This is a genomic window from Neobacillus drentensis (assembly GCF_036965425.1).
GTDB lineage: Bacteria > Bacillota > Bacilli > Bacillales > Cytobacillaceae > Neobacillus > Neobacillus drentensis_F.
In genome coordinates this window covers 1-14,035 of the sequence record NZ_JBALPP010000106.1, presented here as the reverse complement: position 1 = coordinate 14,035, position 14,035 = coordinate 1, and the positions used below count along the sequence as shown (strand labels likewise).

The 14,035-nt window shown below is 40.1% G+C and carries 12 protein-coding genes and 1 riboswitch; of the genes, 5 read left to right on the top strand and 7 right to left on the bottom strand.

Annotated elements, in window-relative coordinates; translation table 11 throughout:
* Positions 1-10 precede the first annotated feature (10 nt).
* Positions 11-883: a patatin-like phospholipase family protein gene (locus V7161_RS22750; RefSeq protein ID WP_335715128.1), complete on the bottom strand. Its 873-nt coding sequence runs from the start codon at positions 881-883 to the stop codon at positions 11-13.
* 130 nt (positions 884-1,013) lie between these two features.
* On the opposite strand from V7161_RS22750, the gene V7161_RS22745 reads away from it, so the two are divergent.
* Positions 1,014-1,307 carry an RNA polymerase alpha subunit C-terminal domain-containing protein gene (locus V7161_RS22745; protein ID WP_335715127.1) on the top strand — a complete coding sequence of 98 codons (294 nt, stop codon included), beginning with the start codon at positions 1,014-1,016 and terminating at the stop codon, positions 1,305-1,307.
* Positions 1,308-1,346: 39 nt separating this feature from the next.
* Here the strand turns inward: V7161_RS22745 and V7161_RS22740 are convergent, their stop codons facing one another.
* Both V7161_RS22740 and V7161_RS22735 read right to left on the bottom strand, forming a co-directional pair.
* Entirely contained in the window at positions 1,347-1,799 is a 453-nt protein-coding gene (locus V7161_RS22740; protein WP_335715126.1) for a C40 family peptidase, read from the bottom strand.
* A gap of 206 nt (positions 1,800-2,005) precedes the next feature.
* On the bottom strand, positions 2,006-4,564 hold the full coding sequence (locus tag V7161_RS22735; protein ID WP_335715125.1) for a vitamin B12-dependent ribonucleotide reductase: 2,559 nt from the start codon (positions 4,562-4,564) through the stop codon (positions 2,006-2,008).
* 379 nt (positions 4,565-4,943) lie between these two features.
* Here V7161_RS22735 and V7161_RS22730 point away from each other — a divergent pair, with 379 nt between their 5' ends.
* Complete coding sequence (locus tag V7161_RS22730) at positions 4,944-5,426, top strand: SRPBCC family protein (RefSeq protein WP_335715124.1); 483 nt, start codon at positions 4,944-4,946, stop codon at positions 5,424-5,426.
* A gap of 29 nt (positions 5,427-5,455) precedes the next feature.
* Here the strand turns inward: V7161_RS22730 and V7161_RS22725 are convergent, their stop codons facing one another.
* The gene (locus V7161_RS22725) at positions 5,456-6,292 is read right to left on the bottom strand and encodes a lipoate--protein ligase family protein (RefSeq protein WP_335715123.1); all 837 of its coding nucleotides are present in this window, start codon (positions 6,290-6,292) and stop codon (positions 5,456-5,458) included.
* Between the two features lie 194 nt (positions 6,293-6,486).
* On the opposite strand from V7161_RS22725, the gene V7161_RS22720 reads away from it, so the two are divergent.
* Positions 6,487-6,870: a rhodanese-like domain-containing protein gene (locus V7161_RS22720; RefSeq protein ID WP_335715122.1), complete on the top strand. Its 384-nt coding sequence runs from the start codon at positions 6,487-6,489 to the stop codon at positions 6,868-6,870.
* Between the two features lie 223 nt (positions 6,871-7,093).
* Here the strand turns inward: V7161_RS22720 and gcvPB are convergent, their stop codons facing one another.
* Genes gcvPB through gcvT form a run of 3 tightly spaced genes read right to left on the bottom strand, consistent with a single transcriptional unit; the run spans position 7,094 to position 11,015 of the window.
* Positions 7,094-8,554: an aminomethyl-transferring glycine dehydrogenase subunit GcvPB gene (gcvPB, locus tag V7161_RS22715; RefSeq protein WP_335715121.1), complete on the bottom strand. Its 1,461-nt coding sequence runs from the start codon at positions 8,552-8,554 to the stop codon at positions 7,094-7,096.
* Entirely contained in the window at positions 8,547-9,893 is a 1,347-nt protein-coding gene (gene gcvPA / locus V7161_RS22710) for an aminomethyl-transferring glycine dehydrogenase subunit GcvPA (protein ID WP_335715120.1), read from the bottom strand. Before gcvPA ends, gcvPB begins: the two co-directional genes overlap by 8 nt.
* A gap of 18 nt (positions 9,894-9,911) precedes the next feature.
* Entirely contained in the window at positions 9,912-11,015 is a 1,104-nt protein-coding gene (gene gcvT, locus V7161_RS22705; RefSeq protein ID WP_335715119.1) for a glycine cleavage system aminomethyltransferase GcvT, read from the bottom strand.
* 262 nt (positions 11,016-11,277) lie between these two features.
* Positions 11,278-11,365, bottom strand: a riboswitch (glycine riboswitch).
* A 166-nt stretch (positions 11,366-11,531) separates the two neighbouring features.
* Here gcvT and V7161_RS22700 point away from each other — a divergent pair.
* Together V7161_RS22700 and V7161_RS22695 are read left to right on the top strand one after the other, a co-directional pair.
* Positions 11,532-13,220, top strand: coding sequence for a DEAD/DEAH box helicase (locus V7161_RS22700; RefSeq protein WP_335715118.1), 1,689 nt, complete (start codon positions 11,532-11,534; stop codon positions 13,218-13,220).
* Positions 13,198-13,989, top strand: coding sequence for a YqhG family protein (locus V7161_RS22695; RefSeq protein ID WP_335715117.1), 792 nt, complete (start codon positions 13,198-13,200; stop codon positions 13,987-13,989). Before V7161_RS22700 ends, V7161_RS22695 begins: the two co-directional genes overlap by 23 nt.
* Positions 13,990-14,035: the final 46 nt, after the last annotated feature.

Genomic DNA, 14,035 nt, shown 5'->3' with positions numbered 1-14,035 from the left:
GCTCGATTTTTTAATAACACCATGATTTCAAGAACTGTTTTGCCTGCTCTTTTCCTAACTCAAACAGTTTTTGTTTCTTTTCATCTGTTAAATGGAACTCCAATGAGAAAAAACCATCAGTTGGAATAAAGATGATATTTTTTGCATGTTTTTTGGAAATGTACCTTGCATCATGCGCATCCTTCATGGTCTCGAATAAGGCTCCCATTAATTGAATGCCATTGTTGATTTTGTGTTTTTTATGTTCATATTCATTTGGACTTAGCTTGATTCCCAGGACAGGTCTTACTTTTTGAATATTTTCCTTATCAAAAAGCCACATCGGGAAATTACTTAGGACTCCTCCATCCACTAAAATGTTTGAACGCATTTTAACAGGTTCAAAAAAATATGGAATGCTGCAGCTCATTCTAATTGCTTTTGCGACTGGAAAAGATCCAGGATCGATCCCGTATTTTACTAAATCATCTGGCAATACGACCATTTGACCATTTGTTAAGTCTGAAGCGATTACTCTTAAAGATTGTGGAGGTAAATCGGAAAAGGTACTTATTCCTTTAGCTTCCAGCTTTTTTTTCATCCAATTTTCAAACTTTTTTCCTTTATAAAGACCGAGTTTCCAATAAACAGATAGCCATTTTATAAATGGTATTGGGATGAATGTTTTACGGGCATCTAGCATATTTGATATATCCAGCTCATCTATCATTTGATAAATTTCTTTGCTTGTGTAACCGGCAGCAATTAGCGCTGCCACGATTGATCCTGCACTGGTTCCTGCCACCCTGACAAACTGTAATCCTCTGCTTTCAATTTCTTCACAGGCACCAACAAGTGCAAAGCCTTTCATTCCTCCTCCAGAAAAAACGCCGTCTATTTTCATGGCAGCCACTCCCTAGATGAAGTCATTGTTACATTTTTAATCGGCTTGTTAGCAAAATAGTACAGCGGACAAAGAGAAAATTTTTATGTGTGTGGTGTAGAATAGCTTTATAAGAAAGGAGATAATTAAAATGGCAGTTTCGGAAAAGAATTTAAGGATTTGCAGTCAAGGACACAAATATTATAAAAGCAGCGATTGTCCAACCTGTCCGACTTGTGAGCAAGAACGTAAACCTGAAAATGGATTTCTTTCATTGCTCTCTGCCCCAGCTAGGCGAGCATTGGAAAACAATGGGATATCTTCCTTACAGTCGTTATCAAAATATAGTGAAAAAGAAATTTTACAATTCCATGGAATGGGGCCAGCTTCTATACCTAAACTTAGGTCTGCTTTAAAGGAACATGGATTGACATTTAGGTCATAAAAAAGAACATCGCCATGGACGATGTTCTTTTTTGTACAATTAGATTCGTTTTGCTCCAATGTATCTTGGCTTCCAGTAGCTGTTGCTTGTATAGGTAATGATTACACCCTTCGAAGATGAAGCCATAATCATTTTTCCTGCTCCGATATAAATCGCAACGTGATCTGGTCTGCTTGCTTTAGTTGGTGCAAAGAACATTAGGTCTCCCGCCTGTAAAGAACCTACACGATAACCTTTTGTGTAAAACATGTCGGCTGCCGTTCTAGGTAATACTTTACCAGCTTGTCCGAAAGAGTATTTTACAAGACCTGAACAGTCGAAGCCTCTTGGGGTAATGCCGCCATATCGATATGGAACGCCTAAATTGGCTTTTGCTACGGAAATTGCTTTTGTATGATAATATGCCGCTTCTGCTTTATCACCCGCAGTGGCAAACAAAGAAGTTGTTATAGTAGCTGTAATTGCTAAAGCTGCGATAAGTTTCTTCAACATTTGTTAGTCCCCCTTGCAGTGATTTGTTACTCATACTATACAAGGAAAGAGTAACAGAGAGGTCACAGCCAGATTACAGTTTTGTTACAAAAATTATTCTAAAATAATTTTATTGTGAGTGTAAATTAGAGGATCATTAGGCTCAGCGCATTGTCAAAATAACAAAAAAAGCGAATGGACATTACCTTCCATTCGCTCTAATTATTCTATAATCCACACTTTAATTGGGCATTACAATTTGTACAAGTATTACATCCGCCAATTTCTTTTACTTTTCCTTTTCGGCAGACTGGGCATGTGTTGCCAACTTCAGATCCAATCGTCACGTCAGTTGATCTAAGATCGCTGATCGTATCGACTAGAACAACATGCTGTTTTGGTTTTTCATCAAACATGGATAACTGTTCATTCGTGTTCTCTTCTGCTTTCAGTGTTAGTACTTGAGAATCACGTGAACCATCTACATAGACGGTACCACCTTTTGCACCGCCGCGGTATAGTCGCTCATATACCTTCTCTACTTGTTCCACACTGTAGCCTTTTGGCGCGTTAACCGTTTTACTAATAGAACTGTCAATCCATCGCTGGATGACGCATTGAACATCTGCATGGGCTTCAGGAGCAAGCTCCATTGCTGTAACAAACCATTTTGGCAGATTGTTTGGATCTGCTTCTGGATGCTTCTCAAGATATTCCTGAACAATATCTGCATTTACTTCAATAAATTTGCCTAGACGTCCACTACGGAAATATGAGAATGAGAAATAAGGCTCTAATCCGGTTGAAACACCAACCATTGTTCCAGTGGATCCAGTTGGAGCAACAGTCAGCAAATGAGAATTTCTAATTCCACTTTCCAAAATGGAGTGGCGGATGTCTTCAGGCATTTTTTTCATAAATCCAGTTTCAGTGAAAGCCTGCCGTAAACGATTTGTTTCTTCATATGTTTCCCCGTTTAAGAATGGGAAGCTTCCTTTCTCTTTCGCCAATTCAACAGATGTTCTATACGCAGTCGTTGCAATTGTTTCAAATACCTGATCAACGAGTTGGTTACCTTCTGGTGAACCATACTCTGTTTCACAGTAGATTAATAAATCATGTAATCCCATAACTCCAAGCCCCACACGTCGTTCACCTAGTGCTTGCTTTTTGTTTTCTTCTAAGAAATATGGAGTAGCATTGATGACGTTGTCCTGCATGCGGACGCCAATTGCTACTGTTTGCTTTAATTTTTCAAAATCAACTGTTTTTGTTTCCTTATCAGCCATTTCAGCTAGATTAACTGCTGCTAGGTTACATACAGAAAACGGTGCAAGGGGTTGTTCACCACATGGATTTGTTGCAACAACTTGTTGACCATATGCTTTCGCATTTGTCATGTCGTTTGCGTTATCAATAAAGAATATTCCAGGTTCAGCAGAATAGGTTGCGCAGATGTTTATTAGATTCCAAAGTTCTTTTGCTTTGATTTTTTTATAAACACGTACTTTATAACCGAGCTTTTCCCATTCACGAACATCTCCGACTTTATGCCATTCTTCGTTGTAGAATTTCATTTCCTCTTCATTGTAATGCTCTACATATGGGAAACGGAGTTCATATTCACCATCGTTTTCAACAGCTTCCATAAATTCTTTTGTTAAACACACAGAGATGTTTGCTCCCGTTAAGAATTCAGAATTATGAACTGTAAAATTACCGCCGGTTTCTAGTTTTTCTTCAGCCTCAGCAATAATCGAATCACTGAAGCCTCCTAAACCAGGGATGTTTTTATAATTGACAATTCCTTGGTACATCGCAGTTTCCTGCAGTGTCAATGGTGTGAACTTTAGCTTATCTTTAGCATGCTTTTTAATTGTTTCATCATTTGTATTTTCAATTAAGAATCGTAGAATTCTAGGGTTTTGCATTTTTGAAATAATAAATTCAATAATGTCAGGATGCCAATCCGCCAGCATGATCATCTGCGCGCCCCTGCGGCTGCCTCCTTGTTCGACTAAGTGAGTCAACTTCGCAATATCATCCAACCAAGAAACCGAACCCGATGACTTACCATTTACGCCTCTTGCAAGGGTGTTTCTTGGTCTTAATGTCGAACCATTCGTGCCAACACCACCGCCACGGCTCATAATCTCCATGACCTGCTTCCGGTGGTCTGAGATACCTTCACGAGAGTCTGGAACAAACGGCATTACGTAACAATTAAAGAATGTTACCTCCGTGCCTGATCCTGCCCCGTAAAGAACGCGTCCGGCAGGAATAAAGTTCATATTCACAAGTTCCTGATAAAACTTCTCTGTCCACTCAATTCGCTTCTCTTCTGTTTCTTCAACCGAAGCAAGCCCCGTAGCATTCCTCTTGGCAATCTGCTCATAAAAAAGTTCCAGCGGCTTCTCGATTACATCAAGAGAGCGCCAGATCATTCCTGTTTCAGATTCCTGCTGATCATCCAGAACGCCTCTGAATTCCTCTTCCACTAAAACCTTTGCCTTTTTCTTTTCCCAATCAATTTCCTTTATTGTACCCAGCCCTCTAGCTGGAAATTTCGGATCCTCTTTAATCGTCAAAACAACAAAGTCACCATTCGTCAGGGTAATTTTTGCAGTATCTTTAAAGGTGTAGCGGTCTAACATGACCAATCGCGAAACGCCCTTGTGGGTTATTTTCATATCCGGGGTTACTGGGTGCACCTGGGGAAACAAGCGGATGTCCTCATTCAACCTCTCAAAATCGATATTCATTTTTTGTCTAAAAACAATAGACATGAAAACAACTCCTTCAATTTATAAATTCTGTATATTGTGTTAGATTCTAGAAAGTTATGCTATATCTAGTTGTCTTAATAAACATAAGTTAACATAGAATTACAAAACAAATCAACTAAAACTCAATATATGGTACCGAAAATATTTTCGACACTACTACATATTGTAGAATAGGCAAAAAACAATTATTTTGTCAAACTTAAAATACACTAGATTTTTGAGTAAAATAAAGATTTCTATGGTTTTTCGGCAAAAAACTGCAATTTTTAACATATTTTGCGGTTTGAGATTTATTTTTTATCCAAAAACAGTCATACAAATTTATCAGCTTTGTCCAAAATGATATTATAAACTAATAGATTATTGGGAGGGGCATAAAATGCTTGCAGAAATAAAAAAGGACGGAAACGGCTATATCGCTAAATTCGAACGTCATTTAAACCATTCGGCGGAAGATGTATGGTCATATTTAACGGACAATGAAAAGCTGCCAAAATGGTTCCCAGAGCTTCGAGTAGATGAGCTTCGCGAGGGCGGTGTTATAAAATTTAATATGGGCAATGGCACCTTTATCGAGATGACGATTACAGAGTTAAAAATGCAATCCATATTGGAATATACCTGGGCAGAGGATCTAGTTCGGTTTGAACTTTATCCCAAGATTGATGGCTGCAAATTAGTCCTGAATGAAAAATTAACTAAGATTACCGACCATACTCCTCGTGACCTTGCTGGATGGCATGTATGCTTAGATGTCATCGATGCCCTGCTCGATGGACGGACAATTGAGTCTCGAAAAGACGTATGGAAAATTTGGTATGAGAAATATATAAAGGCAATTGAAGAAGTCGTCTCTGTATAATAAAAAAAGGCGAAAAATTTCGCCTTTTTTTATCTTTTAAAATTCCACTCATCATTCTCATAGCGTTCTTTTGCAATTTTTTCAACATAAGCAAGCTCTTCTTCTGTTAACTGATATGGTTCAAGCTCTACGTTCAGTCCTTCCGCAAAGCCACTGTAAAAAGCATCCTTGGCCTCTTCCAGCGTTATTCTTCTTGGACTAATCGCATTAATCGCGACGGCTTTATCTTTAAAGGCCTTCTTCATCCGTTCCTTTACACGGTCGTTTGGATACTTGAATAAGCTAAACAGCTTATCTTCATCTAAATCCAATAAAATGGAGCCGTGCTGGAGAATGACTCCCTTCTGCCTTGTTTGCGCACTGCCTGCCACCTTCCTGCCTTCCACTACAAGCTCATACCAGCTCGGAGCATCAAAGCAGACTGCAGAGCGAGGATTTTTAAGGGCATCCCGTTCTTCTGCCGTTTTTGGAACAGCAAAATAGGCTTCTAACCCTAAATGGTGGAAACCTTTTAAAATGCCTTCTGAAATCACTCGGTAAGCCTCTGTGACCGTTTTCGGCATCTCTGGATGGTCTTCTGATACGATTACACTATATGTAAGCTCATGCTCATGTAGGACGCCGCGTCCGCCCGTCGGCCTTCTGACAAAGCCTAACTGATGTGCTCTAACTGCCTCCATATCGATTTCTTTTTCTACTTTTTGAAAGTAACCAACAGATAGAGTTGGAGGGTTCCAGCCATAGAAGCGAATGACCGGCGGAAATTTTCCTTCGCTGTGCCAGTCAAGAAGTGCCTCGTCTAATGCCATATTAAAAGATGGTGAACTATTTCCCGTATCTATGAAACGCCAAACTTCTTTTTCCATGCAAAAACCCCATTTTTGTAAAATTATTTCGATATTAAGTCTACCAAAATCTGATAGGAATTCAAAATGAGATGATTCTGCTATAATATATTTAGGGACTCTTTAAAGAATTTTTTCCATTCATCTTTATCTTTCCGGGTTTGGCTTATATAATAAATACTAGTGCAGCAAAGCTTGAAAGGAGCAAAAAGGAATTGAATTCACTTTATTTCTTATTAGTCGTTATCGCAGCAGTTATTATTTACTCCGTTTTCACGTATTTCTACCAAAAAAGGATTGTCAAAACGATAACTGAAGAAGATTTTCGTTCAGGGTATCGTAAGGCACAGCTAATAGATGTTCGTGAACCGAACGAGTTCGAAGGCGGTCATATTCTAGGCGCACGTAATATCCCAATGTCTCAAATGAGAATGCGCATGAAAGAAATTCGACCTGACATGCCAGTTTATCTTTATTGCCAAAGCGGCATGCGCAGCGCACGTGCAGCCCAATTTTTACACCGTAAAGGCTATAAAGACCTAACTCAACTGCAAGGCGGATTTAAAAAATGGTCTGGAAAAGTAAAAGCGAAGAAATAAGTTTGAGGGCTCCGGAAGCAGTTTCCGGTGCCTTTTTTATGTATGTCGGTGGATTGGACAATAGTTTATGCGTATTGGACATTTTTCAAGCCTTATTGGACAATTTTAAATGATGTTTGGACAATTTCCAGACCGCTTTGGACATATATTAGTGGACTTTGGACATTTAAACTTTTTTTCCAACAAAAAGGGATGATTCACAAACGAATCATCCCTAAACTTATTATGCCTTTTGGTATTTTAATACTGGTTTCCGAGCAGCAGTAGTTTCGTCCAGACGACCGACCACAGTTGTGTGCGGCGCCTCTTGAACAACCTCTGGGTTTTCTTCTGCTTCTTTGGCAATTTGGATCATGATATCGACGAAAGAATCCAAGGTTTCCTTTGATTCAGTTTCTGTCGGCTCAATCATAATACACTCTTCCACATTTAACGGGAAGTAAATGGTTGGCGGATGGTAGCCGAAATCAAGCAGGCGCTTCGCAATATCAAGGGTACGCACGCCTAACTTCTTCTGACGGCGGCCGCTTAAGACAAATTCATGTTTACAATGTCTATCGAACGGAAGATCATAATATTCAGCAAGTCTTCTCATCATGTAGTTCGCATTTAGAACTGCATATTCTGTTACCGCCTTTAAGCCGTCTGGACCCATGGAACGGATATAAGTATAGGCACGAACATTAATGCCGAAGTTTCCGTAATATGGCTTTACACGTCCGATTGATTGTGGACGGTCATAATCAAGAACATACTCTTCACCGCGTTTCGCGATCACTGGTTTTGGCAGGAACGGAATTAAGTCAGCCTTAACCCCAACAGGACCAGAACCTGGTCCGCCGCCTCCGTGAGGACCGGTAAAGGTCTTATGAAGATTTAAGTGAACAACGTCAAAGCCCATGTCTCCTGGTCTTGCTTTAGATAAAACCGCGTTTAAGTTCGCGCCGTCATAGTAAAGCTTACCACCAGCTTCGTGCACAATCTTAGCCATTTCAAGGATATTTTCTTCAAATAGTCCTAGTGTATTTGGGTTGGTCAACATTAAAGCAGCCGTATCTTCACCAACAACTCTTCTTAGATCCTCAAGGTCAACAAGACCATTTTCATTCGACTTAACGGTAATCGTCTCAAGACCTGCGACTGTGGCTGAGGCCGGGTTGGTACCGTGCGCTGAGTCAGGAACGATTACTTTCGTACGCTTCAAATCCCCATTCGCTTCATGATAAGCACGGATCATCATTAATCCTGTCCATTCACCATGGGCGCCTGCAGCCGGCTGAAGGGTTACTTCGTCCATTCCAGTAATTTCAATTAAATGCTCCTGCAAGTCATACAAAAGCTCTAATGCGCCTTGGACAGAGCTTTCGTCTTGCAATGGATGCACATGGGCAAAACCGTTAAAGCGGGCAACATTTTCATTGATTTTTGGATTATATTTCATAGTACAAGAGCCGAGCGGATAAAAGCCAGAATCTACCCCGTGATTTCTTCTTGAAAGGGCAGTATAATGGCGCATGATATCAAGCTCAGCTACTTCAGGAAGCTCCGGTTCATCAACACGTAAGTATCCTTCTGGGAGAAGACCATTTAGATCTGCTTCCGGAACATCCATTTCCGGAAGGCTGTAACCAATTCGTCCGGGTGTGCTTAGTTCAAAAATGAGCGCTTGATCTTGATTATGCATGCAAATCCCCCAATTCTTTCACTAGTGTATCAATTTCTTCCTTCGTTCTTTGCTCCGTAACCGCAATAAGCATATGGTTAGACAACTCAGGATAATCACGGCCTAAATCATAACCGCCAATGATTCCTTTTTGTAAGAGCTGTTGATTGACTTCTTTAACAGGCTTATTTAATTTGACCACAAATTCGTTAAATGAATGGCCATCGAAAACAACTTCAACCCCTGCTTCTTTAAAGGCATTTTTCGCATAGTGCGCCTTCTGTAAGTTGGATGCTGCCATTTCTCGAACGCCTTTTTTACCAAGAGCCGTCATGGCAACCGACGCAGCAAGTGCATTTAGCGCCTGGTTCGAACAAATGTTGGAAGTCGCTTTATCACGACGGATATGCTGTTCACGTGCCTGAAGGGTTAATACAAAACCGCGGCGGCCTTGGTCATCGATTGTCTGACCAACGAGACGTCCTGGTACTTTACGCATCAATTTAGTTGTTACAGCAAAAAATCCGCAGTGTGGTCCGCCAAAGGCAGTTGGAATTCCGAACGGCTGTGCATCGCCGATCACGATATCCGCACCGAATTTCCCTGGAGGTGTCAAAACTCCTAGTGATAATGGATTGCTTGAAACAACAAACATCGCTTTATGTTCATGAATGATTTCTTCAAGTTCTTTTAAAGGTTCGATTCTGCCGAAAAAGTTTGGATATTGGACAATAACAGCAGCAACTTCTGAATTCACCAATCCTTTTAAAGCCTCAACATCAGTGACACCGTCTTTTACAGGAACTTCTACAACGTCAAGATATTGACCCTTTGCATAGGTCTTTAATACTTCACGGGACTCTGGATGTACCGCACTTGATACAACAATCGTCTTGCGTTTTGTATGACCCGCACTTAGCATCGCGGCTTCTGCAAGAGCTGTTCCACCATCATACATCGAAGAGTTAGCTACATCCATTCCTGTTAATTCACATATCATTGTTTGGAATTCAAAAATGGCTTGAAGTTCACCTTGTGAAATCTCTGGCTGATATGGTGTATAGGCTGTATAAAATTCTGACCGAGAAATGACATGGTCTACAATTACAGGCATGTAATGATCATAAACGCCGGCACCTAAGAAAGAAACATTTCTTTTTAGGTCTGCATTACGGCTTGCCATATTAAATAGTTCTTTCATTAATGCCGTTTCTGATTTTGCTGCTTTTATATTATATTCACCTTTAAATCTCACTTTTTCAGGGATATCACTAAACAGCTCATCAACGGAGGAAACACCAATCGTTTCAAGCATAGCCTTCTTATCTTGTTCAGTCATTGGTAAATAACGATGTTTCATAAACCTAGCTCCCTTCTGTTATTTCTTTTCTTTTTTATAAAAAGGTGTTGGAACTACTGTAGCTTTCAGGCGTTTACCGCGAATTTCCACTTCTACCTCTGATTCAAGACCAGCAAATTCAGTCTTAATTAAGGCAAGACCAATATTCTTCTTTAAGGTTGGAGACTGAGTTCCAGTCGTAACCTCTCCGATTATTTCTTCACCTTTATAGACTGGATAGCCGTGACGCGGAATTCCACGGTCAATCATTTCGATACCAACCAATTTTCGTGGAAGACCGTTTTCTTTTTGCTGCTTTAATGCTTCTTTCCCGATGAAATCTGTTTCTTTAGTCAATTTCACCGCAAACCCAATACCGGCTTCCAGCGGAGAAATTTCCGCCGATAACTCTTGGCCGTAGAGTGCTAACACCGCTTCGAAACGAAGAGTATCGCGCGCTCCTAATCCACATGGGAGAATTCCTTCTTCTTCTCCTGCTTTTAAAATTTCTTTCCAAAGCAGTGCGGCTTCTGCAGAATCACAATAAACCTCAAAGCCATCTTCACCGGTATAGCCGGTTCTAGATACTAGCGCCTTTTTTCCATTTATGAGCACTTCCTGCTGGAATTTGAAAAAGCCAACACCACTTAAATCAGTATCCGTAAGCTTTTGCAGTACCTTTTCAGCGAGAGGTCCCTGAACGGCAAGCTGTGCCGTTTTTTCAGAAAGGTTTTCAAGGCTGACATCGCCCTCTAAATGTTCTTCAAGCCATTTATAGTCCTTTTCAATATTGGATGCATTCACAACCAATAAATAGTGATTATCTTCGATTTTATAGACGAGCAGGTCATCAACTGTACCGCCATTTTCATAGCACATTGCTGTGTACTGGGCTCCGCCGTTTTTAATTTTTGAAATATCGTTTGTCATCATTTTTTGTAAATAATTTAAGCTGTCAACACCTTTTACTTCTACTTCCCCCATATGGGAAACATCGAATAATCCAGCCTTTGTTCTTACGGCTTCATGCTCTTCCTTAATGCTTGAAAACTGGACAGGCAGTTCCCAGCCTCCGAAATCAATCGTTTTACCGCCGTATTCCTTATAAACGTCAAACAGCGGAGTACGTTTCAATTCAGTCATCATAGATCCCCCTTCAATCTTTTACATGTTCATTATTCGTAAAAATTGACTCTTTAACAGAGATTAACCCATTAACAAAATCAGGAAAAATATTATTCTGATTTCGCATTTAAAAAAGTATTTTGACAAAGGAAAACATAAAAAAGGACAGAGACCTCCCTTAAAACGAAAGAAGGTCTCTGTCCTTGCACCTGAAAGTTTAACCTAAGAATGGCTTTCCCCTTTGGTGGCTGCCCAATCTATACAGCACTCTCCAGAGCCGCGTCAAACAAGAGTTCTTTTGCCTGAGAGATTCACATGGTCTGCTTGCTCCTTCGGCGCTACAAAGTAGTCTCTCCCCTTGTTATCATTCGCATTTATAAAATTTTCCATTTTGGTCATACTAATTATACTTCTAAAATAAATTACCTTATTAAAATATTTAAAACTTTCAAAGCTATTATCATCCTACCATTAAAACATTACATTGAGCAATAACTTTTGTAAGGAACTTTTGCAGGAACAGGAGCTGAAACGATGTCTGTTGAAATTGAATTTGATTCCTCTTGGCAGGATGATTTTTTGCATAGAATTGACAACGATGGTCCTTGGGGAAATTGGGAGCTTTTTAAACTGGCTATTGGGGTTGAAAAACACCTTGTCATCCCTGAATTTGAGGGCCTTCAGGCACCGAATCATCTGGCTAATTTAACACCGCTTCCTCACCAGCTTGAAACCGCTAAGCAAGTAATTGAAAACATGAATGGCAAGGCGATTCTTGCCGATGAAGTCGGACTGGGTAAGACGATTGAAGCCGGCTTGATTTTAAAAGAATACATGATTCGTGGACTGGTAAAAAAAGTATTGATCCTTGTTCCCGCTTCATTAGTAACCCAATGGGCCATTGAACTGAATAGCAAGTTTTTTATCCCAGCCATCACCCAAAGGAAAAGCTATGTATGGGAGCAGTGCGATGTGGTGGTTTCTTCGATTGATACAGCGAAGCGGAATCCGCACCGGGACATTATTTATCAACAGGATTATGACCTTATCATTATCGATGAAGCCCATAAATTGAAAAATAATAAAACGAAAAACTATGAATTTGTTCAAAATCTAAAAAAGAAATTTTGTTTATTGTTGACGGCCACTCCTATTCAAAATAGAATCGAGGAAATTTTTAACCTTGTTTCGCTCCTTAAACCAGGTCATTTAGGCAGTGAAACCGCATTCTATGAAAAATACAAACGCGATTCTCGATCCTTAAATGATGACGAGCATTTAAAAGAGCTCGTCAATAAAGTGATGATTCGAAACCGCCGTGCAGATACGGGAATTGAATGGACGAAACGACATGTTGAAACAATTCCTATCGAATTTACACAACCGGAAAAAGAGCTGTACATGTCGATAACAGACCTAAAAAGCGAAGGTGACTGGCTCCAGACCAGTGCTTTCTCGGTCATGACCCTGCAGCGCGAAGCTTGCAGCAGCAGAGAAGCTGTTTTTTACACATTAAAAAATATGCTGCAGAAAAAAGAAAATCCTACACAGGCTTTTGAAGAACAAATCCAATATTTGATTAAAAAGGTGGAAGCAGTTCAGCAAAATTCAAAGGCAGAAAAGGCTCTCGAGTTAATTCAAAAAGTGAATGACAAAGTCATTATTTTCACGGAATACCGAGCAACCCAGTTGTATTTGCAATGGTATTTAAAGCAGCATGGAATCTCTTCTGTTCCTTTTCGCGGCGGGTTTAAGCGCGGTAAAAAAGACTGGATGCGTGAATTGTTTCAAAAGCACGCCCAGGTGCTAATTGCAACGGAAGCAGGCGGTGAAGGAATTAACCTGCAATTCTGTAATCATATCATTAACTTTGATTTGCCATGGAACCCGATGAGACTGGAGCAGCGGATTGGACGGATTCATCGCCTTGGGCAGGAAAAAGATGTCATGATCTACAATTTTGCGATAAAAAACACGGTCGAGGAGCATATTCTCAAGCTATTGTATGAAAAAATTCATTTGTTTGAGAAGGTTATCGGCGAGCTCGATGATATTCTCACGAAACTGGAATTCGGCAATATTGAGGATCATTTAATTGATATATTTGGCCAGTCCGCTTCAGAGGGTGAAATGCGGATCAAAATGGAAAATTTATCATCTATGATTGAATTTGCAGAAAGTATGAAGAAAGGAGATTCACATGCAGCAGCAGGAAATTCATAGTTTTCTTTTGAATTATTTTAAAGCCAATGATTGTCCGATTGTCGAAAATAAGCCGGGATATTTAACGGTTCAGTTGACGATTGAACTTGATAAAGCCCTAATGAATCGCCCTTTTTACTGGCATTATTTAGAAAAAACGGGCGGCATTCCGAATCCGATGAAGCTGACGTTTATTACTAATCAAAAAGCGGCACCTGAAAATATGAGAGGGGAGATTATTCATTTCGGCTCGCCTCGGCTCCACCAAATATTTGAATCAACGAGAAATTTAGCCAGTTACATACGGCTTTATGAAAACCATCAACATGGCAGCAGCCAAACTCCATTAATGCCCTGGCTCTGTATGAATGTTAAAATTTCTTACCAATGTGATCGGAAACGAGATATTTTTAAGTCTATTGGCTTACAGCTGATTAATGGGCAAATGGTGGAGGATTTCCATGATCGGCTTCAGAAAATATCGCTGACACCTAAAATACCGGATTACTCTTTTACCCTATCACCATTAGTAAAGCCGAAAAGCGGGATGTCAAGAATTGAAAATTACCTTAAATCGATGATTGAGGGTGATGACCATTCTTGGGCAGATGACGCGAGAAAGCGCTGGGAGCAGGATTTACGTCTTTTAGACCATTTCTATGAAGATGCTGAGGAAGAAAACGACAGCTACGAAACAGAAAAACAGGCATTAAAGGAGCAATACGAACCTAAAATAAACATTTCCTTCATCAATGGCGGGCTTTTCTACTTAACTGAAAAAGCAATCTAATCCTAGGGTGTCAGGCACCATGTGAAAATTTCACATGGTGCCTGAC

What these genes read in the sequence shown, in the direction of transcription:
- V7161_RS22750 (WP_335715128.1), bottom strand. Translation starts at nt 883, where the DNA reads ATGAAAATAGACGGCGTTTTTTCTGGAGGAGGAATGAAAGGCTTTGCA.
- V7161_RS22745 (WP_335715127.1), top strand. Translation starts at nt 1,014, where the DNA reads ATGGCAGTTTCGGAAAAGAATTTAAGGATTTGCAGTCAAGGACACAAA.
- V7161_RS22740 (WP_335715126.1), bottom strand. Translation starts at nt 1,799, where the DNA reads ATGTTGAAGAAACTTATCGCAGCTTTAGCAATTACAGCTACTATAACA.
- V7161_RS22735 (WP_335715125.1), bottom strand. Translation starts at nt 4,564, where the DNA reads ATGTCTATTGTTTTTAGACAAAAAATGAATATCGATTTTGAGAGGTTG.
- V7161_RS22730 (WP_335715124.1), top strand. Translation starts at nt 4,944, where the DNA reads ATGCTTGCAGAAATAAAAAAGGACGGAAACGGCTATATCGCTAAATTC.
- V7161_RS22725 (WP_335715123.1), bottom strand. Translation starts at nt 6,292, where the DNA reads ATGGAAAAAGAAGTTTGGCGTTTCATAGATACGGGAAATAGTTCACCA.
- gcvPB (WP_335715121.1), bottom strand. Translation starts at nt 8,554, where the DNA reads ATGCATAATCAAGATCAAGCGCTCATTTTTGAACTAAGCACACCCGGA.
- gcvPA (WP_335715120.1), bottom strand. Translation starts at nt 9,893, where the DNA reads ATGAAACATCGTTATTTACCAATGACTGAACAAGATAAGAAGGCTATG.
- gcvT (WP_335715119.1), bottom strand. Translation starts at nt 11,015, where the DNA reads ATGACTGAATTGAAACGTACTCCGCTGTTTGACGTTTATAAGGAATAC.
- V7161_RS22700 (WP_335715118.1), top strand. Translation starts at nt 11,532, where the DNA reads ATGTCTGTTGAAATTGAATTTGATTCCTCTTGGCAGGATGATTTTTTG.
- V7161_RS22695 (WP_335715117.1), top strand. Translation starts at nt 13,198, where the DNA reads ATGCAGCAGCAGGAAATTCATAGTTTTCTTTTGAATTATTTTAAAGCC.